Here is a 12,649-nt window from a genome sequence, read left to right as displayed (position 1 = left end):
CCACGTTCATTGGCTTAACGCTGGCGGTTCAATTCTTTCCCTGAGCTGTTCCAATTGAAGAATAAGAATACAGTTCCCTGTAACCTGAAGAAGCCCCTGCGCTTGCATCATGGCGAGTTTACGACTAAGCGTCTCTGGTGTGATACCAAGCAATAGAGCCATGTCTTTTTTGAAGACAGGCAAACGGATCTCATGCCTTGCATGATTTCGGTTGTGGAAGAACAGAAGCAGCTTGGCAATCTTCTGTTCCGTTGTCATGGCACTAAGCGAGCAGTTCCATTCATCGGTTTCACGCAGAAGGTTGGAAATGGCAAGCAGGAAATGATAAACAAGCTTTGGATCATGTTCAAGTAACCGGTCAAAATCATGCTTGGCGATGGAGCAGATGGCTGAAGGCTCCAGAACTTCGGCGTTCGCGGCATGTGGTTTTTGGTGTAACAGGGAATCTTGTCCGAAGAAATCTCCAGGAAACAGAAACCGGATAATATGTTCTTTGCCATTTTCATTATATTTGGATAACTTTACACATCCCTGATGAATCACATAAAGCGTATCTGAGCGTTCGCCCTCCTGGACAACCATCTCACCTTTGTTATATCGGCGGGTATGCAGAAGGGAGCTCAGCAATGCAGCTTCGGATTCATCCAGATGCTGGAACAGAGATACTTTGGAGAAACAGGTATCCTTCGCTTCGTGCGCACAGATCATCATATAATCACCTCGAAATGTTCAGGATGGGTACAGCCATTACCTATTGTTATGTCTTTAGTGAGACATGGCGAATCCACCATGATCTTTACCATCCTTGGTCACACGCAGAACAGCAGCAGCTCCTTTGGCTACATGATTGAACTGGTGGGTTACGATCGCATAATCGCCTTCTTCGGTCACGGTAAACTCCACGACAGCTCCACCACTTGCAGGAAGCATAACCGTCTGTATTCCATACTGGATATTGCGTGGATTCCCATCGGTATATACACGGTCCATAATTGTACCTACAACGTGGAAGGATGAGACTTCATTGGGCCCGGCATTGCTGACATAGATCCGCACGGTATCGCCAACTTTGGCTAGCAGGGGATGCTTGGTCAATCCATAATCATTGCCGTTAAATACGACATATTCAGGTTCTTCGTTCAAAAAAGCTTCGTAATCATGCTCTTTATACCATTCACTTTGAACCAGGGTATACTCACGATCAACCAAGTGATCGGAAGGGTATCCAGCCTTGGGCTCCACAATAATCATGCCATACATGCCGTTCGCAATATGGGCCAGCACTGGTTTGGTTCCACAGTGATACATGAATACACCGGGCGAGGAGGTTGGATAGGTGAACGTTCCTTTCTCGCCTGGCATAACATCTATAAATTTGCTGCTGGGAGCGGCATGTACCGCGTGAAAATCCATGGAGTGAGGCAAGCTGGAATCTTTATTTTTTAGTGTGAACACCAAGGTATCCCCCTCGGTCACTCGCAGGACGGGTCCCGGAACAGTACCATTAAATGTCCAGGCGTTGTAGATCACACCCTCGGAGATTTCGATGTCTGTAACCTGAGCCGTCATTTCAATATATACCGTAGTTCCTTCTCTACGAATGATTGGGTCCACCGGGGGTTGACTGGCCGCAGAGGAGGAGACTTCATCGTTGTGAACAGGTTTAATCGTATCGGTGGAACTACAGTGAGAGAGAGTTGCAGTGAATATGGCGAATAGGAGTGACCATTTATATACATTAATGAAGGAAAACATAGGTGCACAACCTTTGCTAAGTGATGTTTTTCACAATATAAAAAGCAGGTATACTTTCAATCCAGTATTTATTTAGTTATAGATTACGTTATTGAGGCAGGAGCTGGTGTGACGGGGCACACACTTGGGTATGTCTTATTAGAGCCATTTTCAACAATCTGGCTTCCATTCTTGTGCTGAGGAACGGAGTTACATATAATTTTAGAGAGATGGATTGGTAAATGTTACGTATTTTCAGGCTGTGTATATCTTAGTTACAGAAGGAAGGGTGGATACGGAATGAAACGTTTCGAAGATGAAGGTGCGTATAAGTACAGTTTCTATGCGGTACTTCGTCGGGGCGAGCAGGTTGATGTGAAATGTCCCCAATGCGGTGGGCACGCATCTATAGAACAACGGAACAATCAACTGGGATGGAAGTGTTTTGAATGCTACGCTCAAGCTCTTGAAGAACCAGTGTATCAATATAGAGCCAAGGGGAATTGTGCTGTATGTGAACGTTGGTTTAACGTGGAGGTCACAGACGAGAAGAAGACGTCCCACCGATCATCGCATGTGGAATGTCCACATTGTGGTTCTGTTAATCAGGTTGAATTACATGCGAAGCCGATGTACGGCAGGTGTTTTTCCGAGATTCGTGCAGGGAAAGATCCTGTATTCGGGTTGGAGTTATACTTCCTGGATGAGTTCAGAGGAAAAATAATATGGGCAGTGAATCGGGAGCACTTAAATTATCTCATCGCATATATTTCCGCAGATCTGCGTGAAAAACCTGGAAATATGCCTTTAAAAACAGCTTCACACAGTATCCCAGCTTATATTAAGGATGCGAAGAACAGGGATGTGGTTGTTCGTACACTGTCGAAGCTTCAGCACAAGACTGGATGAGACTGAAAGCGAAGATGAAGCGTTAACGCTGCAAGGGAGAGTAAAACATGAAACTACGATTGAAATTAACTATTTTTGCAATCATTCTGGGTATGTTGATGATTCCAGCTTATTTTATTTTACAGACTTATGGTGTATTTCAAAAACAGACAGTTTTATCTGACTATGCTCTCGCGGTTGATGTGAATGGCAAGTCCTATGCAGCCTGGCCGCTGATTAACAGTTTTGCAGCGATGGATAAACAAGAGGATAACCGTCAGTTTTATTACCGGATTGATATGAGTCATATCCAATACCTGTTTAATCTGGCCTATCGGGAGTATGAAGTGAAGCCCGGTGGGGACAATCCATATCTGGATGGTACTGTGAACTATGAACATACGGACCATAACTACGTGCAGACAGAGAGAAAGTACGAGAATGCCAATGACTTCTCAACGGTCTTAAATCTGTATGATCAGGATGGGCAGATCGTCTATACCTACGATAATACTGGCAAAGCGGATAACGAATTGGTGAAGTCCATAATTCATCAGGGAATGAGCCGTACCAGTGGGAGTGGCAGCGAAGCTGCTCGCGATCCTTATATCAATATTACGGCGCTATTCCGTGACAAGCTAAACATCGATGTGAAACTGACGGTGGATGAGGAGCACAAAGTAGTTACTATTCGAATGAACAAATCGGAGGCGAGATGATGAATGAGTATGGTGTACAACACGGACCTGTATATCTGGAAGGTTTGACAAGAAAAGAAGAGGACGTTAAGTCCGAGGAAGTGGAGTGGAAAGGCAAGCTTCTAACGAGTGATGGTCATGATAAATTCCATATTTTTTATTATGGTGACTTGACGGAAGATGATCTGATTACCTGGCATGATTCGACACCGCTTCTTGTATATGCGGAGCATACCGTCACAGGTGAACGTTATCTGCTCATTGATGCCGCCAAGCACGGATATGATGCCATGTTATGTGAGACCTATTCGGAAGAAACACTACGTGACAGACCTCTTCGCCCTTATCTGGATGTTGAAGGAGAGGACATCTTTGAAGTGGAATTGACGGCCTACTACAATGTGCCTTGGGATGAAGAGTTCGGCGAAGATGTAGATGAAAATGGTGCATATGAACTGATTACGGGAGAGCGCATGCATTTTGATCAGGTCAAACGTGATGGATATGATGCCTTTGCCATTCGTATTCTGAATCGTAAAGGGGTCTGGACTGACATTGTACAGGAAGAACTGGCTTAGATCTGTAACGAATGAACCAAATTGAGATGGGAGATGCCAAAACAATGTATATCGTATCCCGTGCACTTAAGCCGGTTCCAGCAGAGGAACTGGATCACTTTGAACAACAGCATGCCATCTCACTACCTTTGTCATACTGTAACTGGATTGAACAATATGGGGAAGGCACATACACGGGCTGGATGAATGTGCAAAGACCGGACCCGGAAGTGTTGAAGCCTTTTGTTGAATATGATTTTTGGATACATACGGATGAATCGCCTATAAGTCAGCATCAACTTGAGCAGTGCATTACCATCGGTAGTTCTGTAGATGGAGATTTCCTTGCTGTTCATCCGGAAGTTGAAGGGCTGTTATGGCTACCGCGTCATGATGAGAATATCACCTTATGGACATGCTCGGAGACTGAATTTGGCAAAACGCTGGATCGGATCTATTGTGGGTATTACCATCAGGATACACCGATAACGCCTCGATACTATGAACCGTGGAATGAGCTGCGGAAACATACGTTTTACCACTTTACAGGTCTGGAACAGGGAATTTCAATGAAGGCTCTGGCGGAGAAGTGTAAAACGGAATACGAGTGGGACGCTGTGTTGGAGAATGAATACATGTGCAAGCTGTTTATGGCGTCAATGGGCGGATACGTACGTTTTAACTATGCAACGGGGAGAGAAGTTGCCTTATTTTATGAAGAAAAAAGCGGTACTGAAGAGGCCACAGATAACGATATCAGTCTGTTTTTGCAAGCACATCATTGCACGGCATATGAATAGGTTAGGGTGGAGGGGAACAGATGAGTTGGTTAAAGGAAGACATCGCGGAACAATGGCGCAATGAAGGCAAGCGTTATGCAAGGGATGTCAATGCATTTGTAAGGAGAAGCATGGAGGGAGAGCAACCAGACGAAGCCGAGCTGGAGGGAGACTCCAGAAGCGGAATGAGTACTAAAGTGCTCCATATGGTGAGACAAGCCAATCTCCACGGTGACTTGGAGGTGCTCCGACGTGAGCTGCCCGCAGCAACATGGCCATTGAGCGAGGCCTTTCAGTCTTCCATGCAAGCGGTCAAAGTTGTAGGTTATCTGAATGAGGAAACGTGTGTATGTAATACGGGTATCTTCACGGAGAAGGGTCAGGTCTATACGATGGATCAGCACGGATGGCAGTTGATTCCTTCGTATACTTTTGCAGGGTGTTCATCAGACGGATTGGACTATGCGCTTGCAGGACCGGATGGGATTCGCGTCATCCGTCAGCCTGATCGCAGGTTGGAAGGACAGGAGTTGGCAACATATCGTTGGGAGGATATTCAAGCCCGGATACAGTCTTCCTTTCCTCGGATCGAATCGCTTGCGGACTGTGAGCATCCCGAACGGACACTTGAGGGACTTATCCCTATGGATGCAGGCAGAGCACTACTCATACAATCACGATATGGGATATATCTGGTCACACAAGCTGAGGTGACCTTGCTTCATCCCGATCTGGCAGAGATCGAAGAGTATGAGTTAGAGGATACACAGATAGATATGGGACATGCAGCGGTATCTCGGGATGGCCGATGGATTGCCTATGGTAGCCAAGGGAGCAATCATATGGTGATGGACCGTCAGGTGAACAAAACTTACTCCCTCTATCCGGAATCGAGTTACCCTCATTATGCCGCATTCATGAGTGCTAAGCAGAGCGTGTGGTTTAACGCATGTCATTTCTATAATGGGGTCACGATACAGGTTCCGCTGGAAGATATACCAGGTAACGAAACGAAGGAAGACTGGCCAGTCATGGATGAGAATGCACGTGTGTATGCGGCAGTGGAAATAGAGGCGGGCATGGTGCTTGGAGATGCATATGGTTACCTGTACTGTGTGAATGGCGAGGGTGAGGAAGTATGGCGTCATTTTGTGGGCAGTACGATCTATTCTCTGGCTGTATCCCCTGAGCAGTCCAAGTTGGCAGTAGGTACCTATGGTGGCATGTTGCATGTGCTCAATCTTCATTCCAACGAGATGGACGAGTATGGGATCGGCACAGGTACACTACGTGAGTTAGAGCGGTATGTATTGTGGCGTGGAGAAGAACCTCTGCGCTGGTGAGGTAGCATGATGAGCTGGTTAGGGGTGAATGTATGGAACGTGAAGAGGCTGTAATGTTATTAAAATGTCATGCTTTTTCCTATGATGATCTGAGTCATCCCAAGATGCAGAACGGTTTTACTGGCAGTCTGCGTCCCTTTCGCGGACATTTGATTGAGGAGAATTTTCATGAATTGATGGAGATATTACGGGTTCTGGCACCAGAACTTGCGCGGCCTACACTGGATCGGGAAGTCATGGCTTGTCTATGGGGAATTACTCACATGGCACGGGCCTGGGCTGTTGAACCCGAGGGCATGCTCCGCAGAAACAATCTCATCTCGGACGAGCAGGTAGTGTTGATGGAACAATGGCTTAATTTGTTATCTTACGCAGTCATGATCCTGATCGAGGGTGGTGGAGAGGAAGAAGCATTCTGGGAATATCATCAATATGTGCAAGAAGGGAATGGCGTAGCTAAGAAAGGGGAGGCCTAGTGAAACCGGAGTCGAATGTAACATTAAACGTACTTATGGACGAGCTGAATCGATTGCTTGATGAAAAAATACAGGATCAAGAGATTCGCCAATTGTTTGAAGAGTATCAGCATCGGGATGGGGCATACGAAGAAAGTCTCGATTTGTTCGAAAAGGAGTATGGAATTAGATTGCCTGCTGATTTTCGTGCTTTTTACAAAGGCAAAGATGGCAGTGGCTACGGGTTGCATGTGCTGTACCCGGGTGATGCTGAGGCTGGGCATTGTACGCCATTTTATCTGATGTCATTGGAAGAGATTCGAGAGACCAAACAATATTTCTGTGAAGTGGATGAGAGGCTGGAAGAGTATTATTCTGCGGAAGAGATCAGTCAGTTGGACCCGGAGATCAAGCCATACCTGTTCCATAAACCATGGATTCCATTTGCAACGATCGCAGGAGGTTCATTATATCTGATGCTCGATTTCGATCCAACGGAAGAGGGGACGTATGGGCAGATTATTATGTACGTGCATGATCCTGATTTTGTCTATTATCTAACCCCTACCTTCACAGATCTCCTCAGCATGTCGAACCGAAATCTGAAGGTGAGGGATGAGATCACATATTAAGTCTAAACGATTAGAGGATAGCTCTAGATGAATAAAGAAGCTGCTGAAGCAGCTTCTCATCTGATCTGAACCTGGACTTTGAATGAATCACATGTTTACCACTGAAAGAAACGATGTCCGTGAAATCCTCCGCCTGGAGGTCCTCCGTGTCCACCTGGACCACCTGGACCGCCGTGAGGTCCGCCGGGATAGCCACCTCCTGGGAAATGACCAGGGTGTCCACCGGGGTAACCACCGCCGGGATAGCCACCATGCCACCAAGGACCACCAATCGGAAATGGCAGTGGAACAGGAACGACGGGCGGGTATGGATAGGGATAAGGGTAAGGGTAGGGTGCCGGTGGTGGTGGATAATAAGGGTAAGGATAACCCGCAGGTTGCGGGGATGATACTGAACCAGGGCCGTATGCCATGTAACAAGCCTCCAATAACTGGATTGATGATATCAGCCTATGCCACAATGGTTGCAGGTGATACAGAAGATTGAAGATTAATCAATATAGAGTCATGAGGAGGAACCTATGGTAGCTGTAGCTTTTCACACCGATCCAAGTGGAACTGCCTATGAACTGTTGATTGACGAATTGATCGAGAAGACAGATCGTTTTATGTTGGTTGACCGAAAGTATGTTGAGGGAGACACACCTGAGAGGGTTGCCAAAGTGTTACAAAGACTTGAGCCGTATCTGATTGAAAAGAGTACGATGGAAGAAATGATGATGCAAAGCGGCGCGATGTACTCAGAGGGCATCTATTACATATATCGGTGCACGCCTGATTCCGGGCAGGTCCTTAAGGAGGAAGCCAATCGCTTTCATGACTGGTTATATCCGTCATTGCCGGATGATCTTTGTTTTCTGAAAGAGGATGGGAGCGATTACTTCTACACGGTTGCTCATGAGCATATGTATGGCATGCACATTACACAAGAAGAAGCAATTGAGCTAATGGAGCGTATTCCAGGCTTGTTCTTCGAGTTAGATCGTCAGAGAGATATTCATCGACTGTTGGACGATGCCATCATGCATCAGGCTGATGTGCTGAATATTAGTTCACATTTCTTGAAAGAGATTCCGGAACGAATTCGGGAATTGACACATTTGAAACGTTTGACGATTTTTGAGCAGGATGTATATACGCTTCCTCCAGCCCTTTTTGAACTGACATCATTGGAAGAATTGGAGATCATGACAGCGGATTTGGAAGGCATTCACCAAGACATTGGAAAATTGAAACAACTTCGAGAGCTTAGAATTTATTGCGGTAGTTCTTATCATGTTCCTACCGGGTGGAAGCCGAAGGAGAAGTCGGATCTGGGTCTGAAACATATTCCGGCCGAGATTGGCGAATTGAGTGAACTTGTGAGTCTGGATATAAGTTACTCTGGCATTCGTGAAATCCCACCCGAACTGGAGCAGTTGAAGAAACTGCGGTATCTGAGTATAACGAATAGTTTAATCGAAGGAATGCCGGACATAGTCAAGCGGATGACATGGCTTCAGAGTGTAAATCTGGACAGTACTCCATTAGGGATCAGTTGGGAGGACATCTCCGACGAAAAAGAATTATAATAGCCAAATATCCCTGCTCCGTGTATCTGAGTCAGGGATATTTGTTATGCGATAAAAACTTGGCAGAAATGGGCTCACGTCTCTGGGCACTGGGCATAAGCTGATATATAGGTTATGACCTAAACCGAGAGCGAAGGGCAGGCGTTTTATTTTGGCAACCTCAACCATGGATTATACTTTACCAACCACCCAATTTACTTACGATTTAAGCAACAATCCGTTATTCAAGAAGGATGAGGACAACTATATTAACTCTCTCTCCATCAACCAGTTAAACACACTGGGCAATACTTCCTTACTGGATATTTTCCTTAACACAGGCAATGTGGTTGAACCACATATTCATCAGAATGCGACCGAACTGGTATATTGCATCAGCGGTTCTGCCGTTGTGTCCCTCATCAATCCGTTCACCAATGAGTTGCTTCATTTCCCAATTACTCCGGGGCAAGTGGCGAATGTACCTCAAGGCTGGTGGCATTATGAAGTGGCTACTGCAGATCATACGCATTTACTGGCGATCTTCGATGCACCCGTGCCTGAAGCGATATTTGGTTCAGACATCTTGCGACTTACACCTGCCAAACTTCTGGCTTATACGTACTGTCTGGACGAGAAAAAAGTTCAAGAAGCGCTGGCCCCCATTCAAAAAACAGTGATTATTGGCCCGCCGGCAGATTGTATGACGTCCACTGCCCCTATCTCTAACAGTGCTCCGAATGTGAATCATCAGCCGTACGTAATGCCTAATGTACAACCAAACATGCAGCCCAATGCTCAGCCCAACATGCAACCAAACATGCCGCCAAATACTCAGCCCAATATGCAACCTTACGTAAACCGTCTTCCATACTGGGGTACTTGGGTCGATCCACGTATCATCCACGAACCGGGTTGTCCGTATTATAGAGAGCTTCCTGTGAATACCAATAATCAAGAGGGAAGATGACGGTTTATTAAGCAAAGTTTATATAGTACACATAGGTACTTCAGTTAAATAAGGTATAGACAAAGAAGCGTTCCTTGGCGAACGTTTCTTTGTCTTGAAAAAGGGTGTCTTCATACTTGCGGAAAGCCGTGTTTAGAGCTAAGCATGAGGCGCTAACGAATCGTAGCGTCTTAATCAAGGATTAAAAGCGTGCCCAGAAATCTAAAGAATCTGAGACATCTACTTACGATGTGTAATTTCGTCCCAAACCAATTTCCGTTAATAATTGCCGATAAGCAATTGAAGTACGGTCAGCGGGAATGTGGGCCTCGGCATGCAGATCAAGGGGCAGATCCTCCGGTTTCTGTGACTCGACCATCTCGCGATCTTCTTCGAATACCTGCAAATTAAACTTGATTGTGTCTTCAATAGGAGCGTCTTTGTCAAAATTGCGTGTGATTGGACAGAATAGACGGGTATACCGAGCAGAGATCGGCGAAGCACAATTCAGAATATTCAGCTTGTCGTCTCCTGGGAAATGTACCGTCAGCGAAGCCGCAAAAGGCGGGAATACCCGAAACTCACGCAACCATTGGAAACCTTCTGGAGCAACAAGATCTTGCCCTTTGCCATAGTTGCTCACCGTACTCCAATACTCGGCCAGTAACTCATTACCTTCACGTTTCACTTTGTATTGAGGGACTTCTGTGTTGTTTTTGTCACCAAACGTTTCCGTATGCACATAGGCAAAATGGGATACATCGAGGAATCCCTCCATTTGTCGCCCAGAAGAACCGGCAATATCAAAGTTGGGTGGCAAAATATTGATATATTCCGGATCATTCCATCCAGGGAAGGAGGGGATCTGTTCTTCCGTTCCCGCCAAAGTGGTCCAGATTAAACCATAACGTTCAACTGCGGGATACACAATAAGTTTGAGCTTAGGCGAGATCTTGGAGCTTGGGTGTGCAGGTACTGCGGTACATTTACCCTCACAATTATAACGGAAGCCGTGATAAGGGCAGACAATCTCACCATTTTCTACCCAGCCTTTGCTAAGTGGGGCCCCGCGGTGGAAACAAAGATCCTTGGCTACGACAACCTGATCATTACTACGATAGAGAACCAGCTTCACATCGAGTAATTGAGCAGCAAGTGGTTTGTCTGTTACTTCGTTAGCTTGTGCTACCGGATACCAATATTGTGATAATACATGCCAGTCTTCAGCGGTGAATGTACAACCTCTAGGCAATTCGGACGTATTAGGGTTTGCGTTGGAAGTTATCATAGTAAAAACACTCCTTACCAATATGAATAAACATTTCTCTTTATTATGTTAGAAAAGTTAACTTTATTAGCCGTATGTTACTACTCTTATAGTCAAAGTATCAATATATCCAACCTATTTTTGGTTGAAATCACAAACGGTACAGCAAAAACCGTACATGAACACGGAAATTTTCGAGTTTGCTTTACATCATATGTTATCTGTAGGCTTGTGGGAATAAAAAGATTTTCGTAAAGTATGTCACAGATCCCGGCCGTCGTTTGTCTACAGTATGTAAACCAAATGATGGAGGCGAATGAAATGAATTTAAGAACCAACTACAGAGCAGTGAGTCCAGGCGCTTTTAAAGCGATGATGGCGATGGAGCAGTATATATCCGGGCAATTCGAAAATAAAGTATTGTATGAGTTGTTAAAAATCCGTGTGTCCCAGATCAATGGCTGTGCCTTTTGTCTAGATATGCATGCCAAAGATCTGATGAAACTGGGTAATTATGCGGATCATATTCTATTGCTGAGTGTGTGGCGTGAAGTGTCTTTCTTCACGGATCAAGAACGTGTTATGCTGGAGCTGGCTGAGGCAGTGACCCGTATCTCGGAACATGGTGTACCCCTAGCGTTGTATAATAAGGTTCGTGAACATTTCAGTGAAGCCGAACTGGTGGATCTGATCCTGGCCATTAACACAATTAACAACTGGAACCGGATTGCGATTACAACAGGGATGTATCCGGGCTGTTTTAACTAAAATACATGCACCATGCCAGAGGAGGCCATTCTTATGAATTCCAATCTCCACGCCAATGAACCAGAAGTGTCTTCTCTGGATGTTGGTGAGCTGTATATACGGTATAAAAATTATGCATTTTCAATCGCTTATCGCATGCTCGGCAGTGTGGTAGAAGCTGAAGATATGGTTCAAGATTGTTTTGCGGGGATTCAGAGCAATGCTAATCAAGATATTCGTAATCCGAAGTCTTATATCGCCAGACTCGTGGTGAACCGAAGTTTGAACCTGCTCAATTCTGCCCGCAACCAGAGGGAAAATTATGTTGGAGAGTGGCTTCCGGAACCGATAGCAGACAGTAAGGCGGGAAACATACCAGAGGAAACGATGCAGAAGAAAGAGATGATTTCCTATGCCTATCTGGTCTTGTTGGAGCGGCTCTCGCCTGTTGAACGGGCTGTTTTTGTACTTCGTGAAGCTTTCCGGTATGACTATTCTGAAATAGCGGATTGGCTGGGCAAAACGGAGAGTAACTGTCGTCAAATCTTTAGCCGCGCCAGACGGAACTTGCCGGAAAAACTTCCACCAATCGAGCAGAGTGATGCCGATATGATAGCGAAGGGTGAATTAATCAGCCGTTTTACAACGGCTTTCCTTCGTTATGATGTCGCTGCGATGCTCGAGTTACTGGCAGATCAGCCTGTATTTACAGCAGATGGCGGTGGCGTTGTGCATACTGTGATGAGAACGATGAGCGTTCACAAAGGCGTGCTTGCCCTTCTGACCTCACGGCGGGTCCTTACACGATTGCGTGAAAGAGAATGGGTACCGATGTGGATGAATGGTGAACTTCAACTTGCATTGATGAAAGAAGGACAATTGTCCGAGGTGCTCTGTTTGGCGTTGGACCCTTCAGGAGAGCGGATTGAGGGCATTTATCTCGTCGTTAATCCGAACAAACTTACATCAATACACGATTCAACACTTTGATCCAAACGTAAGGTGTGGTATGTAATGCAAAAAGGCGGCAACCTCGTTCAGAAGGTGTGC

General features: G+C 45.7%; 15 protein-coding genes. 11 read left to right on the top strand and 4 right to left on the bottom strand.

What is annotated here, in order from left to right; genetic code table 11:
• Positions 1–6 precede the first annotated feature (6 nt).
• Positions 7–711 (bottom strand): Crp/Fnr family transcriptional regulator, encoded by a 705-nt coding sequence (locus MKY85_RS18440; RefSeq protein ID WP_342570496.1) that lies wholly within the window; start codon positions 709–711, stop codon positions 7–9.
• 54 nt (positions 712–765) lie between these two features.
• The gene (locus tag MKY85_RS18435; protein WP_342570495.1) at positions 766–1,755 is read right to left on the bottom strand and encodes a multicopper oxidase domain-containing protein; all 990 of its coding nucleotides are present in this window, start codon (positions 1,753–1,755) and stop codon (positions 766–768) included.
• A 279-nt stretch (positions 1,756–2,034) separates the two neighbouring features.
• On the opposite strand from MKY85_RS18435, the gene MKY85_RS18430 reads away from it, so the two are divergent.
• The 7 genes from MKY85_RS18430 to MKY85_RS18400 are packed head-to-tail and all read left to right on the top strand — an operon-like array spanning position 2,035 to position 7,086.
• The gene (locus MKY85_RS18430; protein WP_339234961.1) at positions 2,035–2,643 is read left to right on the top strand and encodes a hypothetical protein; all 609 of its coding nucleotides are present in this window, start codon (positions 2,035–2,037) and stop codon (positions 2,641–2,643) included.
• Positions 2,644–2,690: 47 nt separating this feature from the next.
• On the top strand, positions 2,691–3,341 hold the full coding sequence (locus MKY85_RS18425; RefSeq protein WP_339234959.1) for a hypothetical protein: 651 nt from the start codon (positions 2,691–2,693) through the stop codon (positions 3,339–3,341).
• A complete protein-coding gene (locus tag MKY85_RS18420; RefSeq protein ID WP_342570494.1) occupies positions 3,338–3,898 on the top strand; it encodes a hypothetical protein in 561 nt (186 codons plus the stop codon). Before MKY85_RS18425 ends, MKY85_RS18420 begins: the two co-directional genes overlap by 4 nt.
• Positions 3,899–3,942: 44 nt before the next feature.
• Complete coding sequence (locus tag MKY85_RS18415; protein ID WP_342570493.1) at positions 3,943–4,677, top strand: hypothetical protein; 735 nt, start codon at positions 3,943–3,945, stop codon at positions 4,675–4,677.
• Between the two features lie 20 nt (positions 4,678–4,697).
• A complete protein-coding gene (locus MKY85_RS18410; RefSeq protein WP_339234952.1) occupies positions 4,698–5,999 on the top strand; it encodes a hypothetical protein in 1,302 nt (433 codons plus the stop codon).
• Between the two features lie 32 nt (positions 6,000–6,031).
• Positions 6,032–6,475: a hypothetical protein gene (locus MKY85_RS18405; RefSeq protein WP_342570492.1), complete on the top strand. Its 444-nt coding sequence runs from the start codon at positions 6,032–6,034 to the stop codon at positions 6,473–6,475.
• Positions 6,475–7,086: an SMI1/KNR4 family protein gene (locus tag MKY85_RS18400; RefSeq protein WP_339234945.1), complete on the top strand. Its 612-nt coding sequence runs from the start codon at positions 6,475–6,477 to the stop codon at positions 7,084–7,086. The genes MKY85_RS18405 and MKY85_RS18400 overlap by 1 nt, the downstream gene beginning before the upstream one ends.
• 95 nt (positions 7,087–7,181) lie before the next feature.
• On the opposite strand, the gene MKY85_RS18395 is transcribed toward MKY85_RS18400, so the two are convergent.
• Positions 7,182–7,499 (bottom strand): hypothetical protein, encoded by a 318-nt coding sequence (locus MKY85_RS18395; RefSeq protein ID WP_339234942.1) that lies wholly within the window; start codon positions 7,497–7,499, stop codon positions 7,182–7,184.
• Between the two features lie 108 nt (positions 7,500–7,607).
• Between MKY85_RS18395 and MKY85_RS18390 the strand changes: the two genes are divergently transcribed.
• Together MKY85_RS18390 and MKY85_RS18385 are read left to right on the top strand one after the other, a co-directional pair.
• Entirely contained in the window at positions 7,608–8,657 is a 1,050-nt protein-coding gene (locus MKY85_RS18390; RefSeq protein WP_342570491.1) for a leucine-rich repeat domain-containing protein, read from the top strand.
• Between the two features lie 151 nt (positions 8,658–8,808).
• Positions 8,809–9,606 carry a cupin domain-containing protein gene (locus MKY85_RS18385; RefSeq protein ID WP_342570490.1) on the top strand — a complete coding sequence of 266 codons (798 nt, stop codon included), beginning with the start codon at positions 8,809–8,811 and terminating at the stop codon, positions 9,604–9,606.
• Between the two features lie 223 nt (positions 9,607–9,829).
• Here the strand turns inward: MKY85_RS18385 and MKY85_RS18380 are convergent, their stop codons facing one another.
• The gene (locus MKY85_RS18380) at positions 9,830–10,873 is read right to left on the bottom strand and encodes an aromatic ring-hydroxylating dioxygenase subunit alpha (RefSeq protein ID WP_339234931.1); all 1,044 of its coding nucleotides are present in this window, start codon (positions 10,871–10,873) and stop codon (positions 9,830–9,832) included.
• A gap of 300 nt (positions 10,874–11,173) precedes the next feature.
• Between MKY85_RS18380 and MKY85_RS18375 the strand changes: the two genes are divergently transcribed.
• Entirely contained in the window at positions 11,174–11,620 is a 447-nt protein-coding gene (locus tag MKY85_RS18375; protein WP_342570489.1) for a carboxymuconolactone decarboxylase family protein, read from the top strand.
• 33 nt (positions 11,621–11,653) lie between these two features.
• The gene (locus tag MKY85_RS18370) at positions 11,654–12,589 is read left to right on the top strand and encodes a sigma-70 family RNA polymerase sigma factor (protein ID WP_342570488.1); all 936 of its coding nucleotides are present in this window, start codon (positions 11,654–11,656) and stop codon (positions 12,587–12,589) included.
• The last annotated feature ends 60 nt before the right edge of the window (positions 12,590–12,649 follow it).

Origin of the sequence: Paenibacillus sp. FSL R5-0749 (assembly GCF_038595085.1) — a bacterium.
Classification (GTDB): domain Bacteria; phylum Bacillota; class Bacilli; order Paenibacillales; family Paenibacillaceae; genus Paenibacillus.
The sequence above is the reverse complement of the archived record's forward strand: the minus strand, read 5'-3'. Positions and strand labels throughout refer to the sequence as shown.

Bases quoted from the DNA above. Each gene is read 5' to 3' on its own strand.
- MKY85_RS18440 (WP_342570496.1), bottom strand. From the start codon at position 711: ATGATGATCTGTGCGCACGAAGCGAAGGATACCTGTTTCTCCAAAGTA.
- MKY85_RS18435 (WP_342570495.1), bottom strand. From the start codon at position 1,755: ATGTTTTCCTTCATTAATGTATATAAATGGTCACTCCTATTCGCCATA.
- MKY85_RS18430 (WP_339234961.1), top strand. From the start codon at position 2,035: ATGAAACGTTTCGAAGATGAAGGTGCGTATAAGTACAGTTTCTATGCG.
- MKY85_RS18425 (WP_339234959.1), top strand. From the start codon at position 2,691: ATGAAACTACGATTGAAATTAACTATTTTTGCAATCATTCTGGGTATG.
- MKY85_RS18420 (WP_342570494.1), top strand. From the start codon at position 3,338: ATGATGAATGAGTATGGTGTACAACACGGACCTGTATATCTGGAAGGT.
- MKY85_RS18415 (WP_342570493.1), top strand. From the start codon at position 3,943: ATGTATATCGTATCCCGTGCACTTAAGCCGGTTCCAGCAGAGGAACTG.
- MKY85_RS18410 (WP_339234952.1), top strand. From the start codon at position 4,698: ATGAGTTGGTTAAAGGAAGACATCGCGGAACAATGGCGCAATGAAGGC.
- MKY85_RS18405 (WP_342570492.1), top strand. From the start codon at position 6,032: ATGGAACGTGAAGAGGCTGTAATGTTATTAAAATGTCATGCTTTTTCC.
- MKY85_RS18395 (WP_339234942.1), bottom strand. From the start codon at position 7,499: ATGGCATACGGCCCTGGTTCAGTATCATCCCCGCAACCTGCGGGTTAT.
- MKY85_RS18390 (WP_342570491.1), top strand. From the start codon at position 7,608: ATGGTAGCTGTAGCTTTTCACACCGATCCAAGTGGAACTGCCTATGAA.
- MKY85_RS18380 (WP_339234931.1), bottom strand. From the start codon at position 10,873: ATGATAACTTCCAACGCAAACCCTAATACGTCCGAATTGCCTAGAGGT.
- MKY85_RS18375 (WP_342570489.1), top strand. From the start codon at position 11,174: ATGAATTTAAGAACCAACTACAGAGCAGTGAGTCCAGGCGCTTTTAAA.
- MKY85_RS18370 (WP_342570488.1), top strand. From the start codon at position 11,654: ATGAATTCCAATCTCCACGCCAATGAACCAGAAGTGTCTTCTCTGGAT.